Source organism: Actinoplanes sp. NPDC026623 (assembly GCF_040638275.1).
In the GTDB taxonomy this organism is placed as follows: domain Bacteria; phylum Actinomycetota; class Actinomycetes; order Mycobacteriales; family Micromonosporaceae; genus Actinoplanes.
In genome coordinates this window covers 1-4,057 of record NZ_JBEZXZ010000364.1, presented here as the reverse complement: position 1 = coordinate 4,057, position 4,057 = coordinate 1, and the positions used below count along the sequence as shown (strand labels likewise).

At 71.5% G+C, this 4,057-nt stretch carries 5 protein-coding genes; 2 read left to right on the top strand and 3 right to left on the bottom strand.

The genetic code is table 11. The features are described 5' to 3' along the window. A partial coding sequence (locus AB0F10_RS44605) for a hypothetical protein (RefSeq protein WP_360640511.1) occupies positions 1 to 216 on the top strand: 216 nt, incomplete at its 5' end. Between the two features lie 5 nt (positions 217 to 221). Here the strand turns inward: AB0F10_RS44605 and AB0F10_RS44600 are convergent. The 3 genes from AB0F10_RS44600 to AB0F10_RS44590 all read right to left on the bottom strand — a co-directional run bounded on the left by AB0F10_RS44600 (position 222) and on the right by AB0F10_RS44590 (position 2,840). Beyond that, positions 222 to 650, bottom strand: a complete 429-nt coding sequence (locus AB0F10_RS44600) for a DUF6188 family protein (protein WP_360640508.1) — start codon at positions 648 to 650, stop codon at positions 222 to 224. A 97-nt stretch (positions 651 to 747) separates the two neighbouring features. Continuing rightward, positions 748 to 1,647: an LD-carboxypeptidase gene (locus AB0F10_RS44595; RefSeq protein ID WP_360640514.1), complete on the bottom strand. Its 900-nt coding sequence runs from the start codon at positions 1,645 to 1,647 to the stop codon at positions 748 to 750. A 143-nt stretch (positions 1,648 to 1,790) separates the two neighbouring features. After that, positions 1,791 to 2,840, bottom strand: a complete 1,050-nt coding sequence (locus tag AB0F10_RS44590; RefSeq protein ID WP_360640505.1) for a S66 peptidase family protein — start codon at positions 2,838 to 2,840, stop codon at positions 1,791 to 1,793. 461 nt (positions 2,841 to 3,301) lie between these two features. Between AB0F10_RS44590 and AB0F10_RS44585 the strand changes: the two genes are divergently transcribed. After that, a complete protein-coding gene (locus AB0F10_RS44585; protein WP_360640502.1) occupies positions 3,302 to 3,883 on the top strand; it encodes a C40 family peptidase in 582 nt (193 codons plus the stop codon). Positions 3,884 to 4,057: the final 174 nt, after the last annotated feature.

Below are 4,057 nucleotides of genomic sequence, written 5' to 3'. Positions count from 1 at the left end.
CCCCGCCGGCCGCGCGACGGACGGGGAACAGTCATGCAGGAGGCGCTGGTGGCGTACGGCGCGGGCCGCGCGGACGCCCTGGCCGGACGCCGGGACGCGGCGCAGGCGAAGCACCCGGAGACCGGCGCGGACTACCGGATCGGGTTCCTCGACGGGCGCATCGAGATCTTCCGCATGCTCGCCTCGCTCCGCGAAATCCTGGAGGGCAACGGCTGACCCCGTCAGCTCCGTCGCCGGCGCCGCGTCGCGTCGCCCCAGACGGCCAGCTCGCCGGCGGCCAGGCAGACGATCAGGAAGCCGTCCGGCCCGGTGACCGCCCAGGACTCGAAGTCGGCGTCGACGCCGACCCGCAGCTCCGACCCGCTGCGGAAGGTGATCGTCAGCTCGCCGGTCTCGCGCGTACGCGCCGACCGGACGACGTCGCCGAGCAGCAGCGCGAGCACGTCCGAGGGGTGCGCGCCCGGCTGAACCTCGACCCGGCCGCCCGGCCCGTCCAGGTGGGCGACGGTTTCGATCAGCACCTGACGACCGCCGGAGAAGCTCAGGACGATGGCGTGGCCGAGCCGCACGTACTCCAGCTTCTCCCCGGCCAGCGAGTCGATCGACCGCGCCTGGCGGGGGTGTCGTCCGGCGTCCACGTCGGCGACCATGAATGGCAACATGTGTTCCTCGATCGGCTCGGCGAACCATTGACGGCAGGACCGTAGCCCGGACTCTCATAAGAGATCCTTAACGGCGTCAGAAGAATCAGGCACTGACTCCGGAGGCGACGGTCAGCGTGCCCGCCGAGGTGTCGATCGTGGCCTTCGCGCCGAGCGGCACGGTGAGCTGGCCGTTGCCGTGGCCGACGCGCAGCCCGCCCAGGACCGGCACGCCCAGGTCGCCGACCCGATCCTGCACCGCGGTGGCCGCGTTCCACGGACCGGAGTTCGCCGCGCTGGCGAACTGGCCGATCGCGATGCCGGCGATCCGGTCCAGCTTGCCCGCCCGGCGAAGCTGGGTGAGCATCCGGTCATAGCTGTACGCCGACTCGTCCACGTCCTCGAAGAGCAGGATCGCGCCGTCGAGGTCGGGCAGGTCGCGGGTGCCGATGCTGCACTGCAGCATCGTCAGGTTGCCGCCGAGCAGCCGCCCGGTCGCCGTGCCGGGAACCACCACCGCGGCGCTCGGCTCGGCCGGGTCGCGGGTCAGCACCACCGGCTCGGTGGTCATGATCGCCTTGCGCAGCGACTCGATCTCCACCGGGCCGGTGCGTGAGTCCGTCCAGTTCACCATCGGGCCGTACAGGGTCACCAGCCGTTGCTCGCGCCAGAGGCGGCACATCAGCGAGGTGAGGTCGCTGAAGCCCACGAAGACCCGCGGGTCGCGGCGGACGGCGCGGAAGTCCAGCCCGTCGACGATGCGCTGGGTTCCGTAGCCGCCGCGGGCCGCGAAGACGCCGCGGATGCCGGGGTCGGTGAAGGCCGCGTTGAGGTCCGCCAGCCGGTCCTCGTCGGTGCCCGCCAGGTAGCCGTACCTGTCCTCGACGTGGTCGCCGACCTCGACGATCAGGCCGAAGCTCTCCAGGATCTCGATGCCGCGCTCGAGACGGGTGTCCGGCGGGTAGGCGGGGGCGACCACCCGCACCCGGTCACCGGGGCGCAGCATCGGCGGTTTCACGGTCCGGCGGGGTGCGGCCTGTGCGGGTGCGGCGCCGGCTACGAGGGTTCCGCCACCGGCGACGGCGGCACCGAGCAAGGTACGGCGGGTCAGCGTCATCTCGTGCACGTTGGTCCCCACCCCCCGAAGCGTCAAGGGTGTCGATGGATACCGGACAGGTTGCTGGGGTCGACGACTGCGTCGTGCGGTCGCACCGCCGGTTCGAGCAGTGACAACGTCCGCTGCCGCGCGTCGAGGCCGACCCGGATGCCGACCGGCATCGGCAGATTCGGGCCGGCGTGTCCGAACTCGACGTTGCCCAGCACCGGGATGTCGCGGTCGCCGAGCACATCGAGGACGATCTCGGCCAGCGTCGGGGACGCCCCGGGCGAGTCGAGTCCGGCGATCTCGCGCGGAACGCCAACGACCATGCCGGAGATCCGATCGAGGATGCCGCAGTGCCGCATGACCTGCAGATAACTCCACACGTACGAGGCCAGGCCGCCCATCTCCTCCCAGAACAACACGGCACCGTCGAACCGTTCGAGCGGCACCGCGAAGGGCGTCGCCTGCAGGAGCGCGATGCGATTGATGACCCCGCCGATCAGCCGGCCCTCGGCACGCCCGGCACGCCAGCACTCCCACGACGGGCTCGCGGGCAGCGCACCAATCGCCCCGGTATCGGTCAGCAGCCTCAAGTAGAGCGTCTCGAGTTCCGCCCGGCGCGTCGCAGGCGCGGTCTGCCAGCTCCCGCCGAAGCCGGGCACGGCCATGTCAGCGTGGAACCCGACCAGGCCGGTGCGGGCGTGGAGCGCCAGGTGCAGCAGGGAGATGTCGCTGTAGCCGAGGATCGGCTTCGGGTCGGCCCTGATCGCCTCGACGTCGATCAGGTCGAGGTAGCCGAACGCCGTCTGGCCGCCGTCGCTCGCGATGATCGCACGCACCTCGGGGTCGCGCAGCAGGCCGTTGAGCTCCGCGGCTATCTCCGCCGGCGGGGCCGCACTCCACCAATGATGCCGCCCCGCCCGCAGCAGCGGCGCCAGGCGCACGCGGAACCCCATCCGCTCGAGCACGATCACCGTCTGCTCGACGTTGCGCTCGTAGGCCGCGGGCAGCGGCCCGGACAGCGCGGCGATGACGACGAGGTCTCCGGGCCTCAGCGCGCGGGGCCGGAGAAGACGAGGCGATGCGGAACCGGTCACCGGCGCAGTATTCGTACACCCGTCACTACACGCGACGCATTTTCCACCGGACCCGGTGCTCAACGGGGTTCACCACAAACCTCTGGTCGCCCGCGAACACCACGAAACCGCCCAGAGGGCCACCCGCGCCGACGGGATTTTCGTCGTGACAAGGGCCACCGGGGGCGTGTCCCGGATACCCGTTTTTGGGTGCTGCGGGCGGTCGGTGTCCCGCCCGCAACCCGCCCGGTAGTCGGGTTAGTGAACGGTGTGGCTGCGGTGGCCGGCGGCCGGGCTCGGCGGCGGCTGCGGCAAGCGGATTTCGTGCCGACCATACGGGTGCGCTTCCCGAACCGGGGAAGCCGTTCTCGGCCCCGGAGTCCTGCCCGCCGAGAGCGTCACAGAAGACTGACTCCTATCAGCGACTTCGATGGGCAGGAGCGGGGGAACCTCGCACGTGGGTTGAAGGACAAGGATCGTCAGTGTCTACCCGCTTTGAGCCTGTGCTGCGACGTCTCGCCCACCTCGGCCTGGCCGCGGCCCTGTCGGCCACCGTCGGCGTGACCGTGCTGCCGTCGTCCGCGACAGCGGCGCCCCGCGCCGCCGAGGTGACGGCGATGACCGCCAGGACGCATGCCGCGGCGGCCGCCAAGGCCAGAGCCGCGGCGAAGGTTCGCGCGACCGCCCGGATGAACGCGGCGGCGCGGACCCGCGGGGTCAGGATCGTCGCGTTCGCGAAGGCGCAGAAGGGCAAGCCGTACCGGATGGGTTCGCGCGGGCCGCGGGCCTTCGACTGCTCCGGGCTGACCAGCTACATCTACCGCAAGGTGAACCTGAAGCTCGCCCGCACCGCCGACAGCCAGTTCCACCAGGCCCGGCGGATCTCCGGCAAGATCCTGCGCCCCGGCGACCTGGTGTTCTGGGTCAGCGGCGGCCACGCGTACCACGTCGCGGTCTACGCCGGCAGCGGCAAGATCTGGCACGCGCCGAAGCCGGGCGACCGGGTGAAGCTGGCGCAGGTCTTCGACCGCGGCCGGGTCAAGTACGGCCGCATCGGCCGCTGAACGCGGCGCTGGGCCACCTCGGTAACGGGGTGGCCCTTTTCCGTCGGCCGGACCGGACGGTCAGAGCAGCGGTTCGATGTGGCGGCTGGGCAGCGGGCCGGGCCGGGCCATGTAGTAGCCCTGGCCGAGTTCGACGCCGAGGGAGCGGAGCTTCTCGTGCTCGGCGTGGGTCTC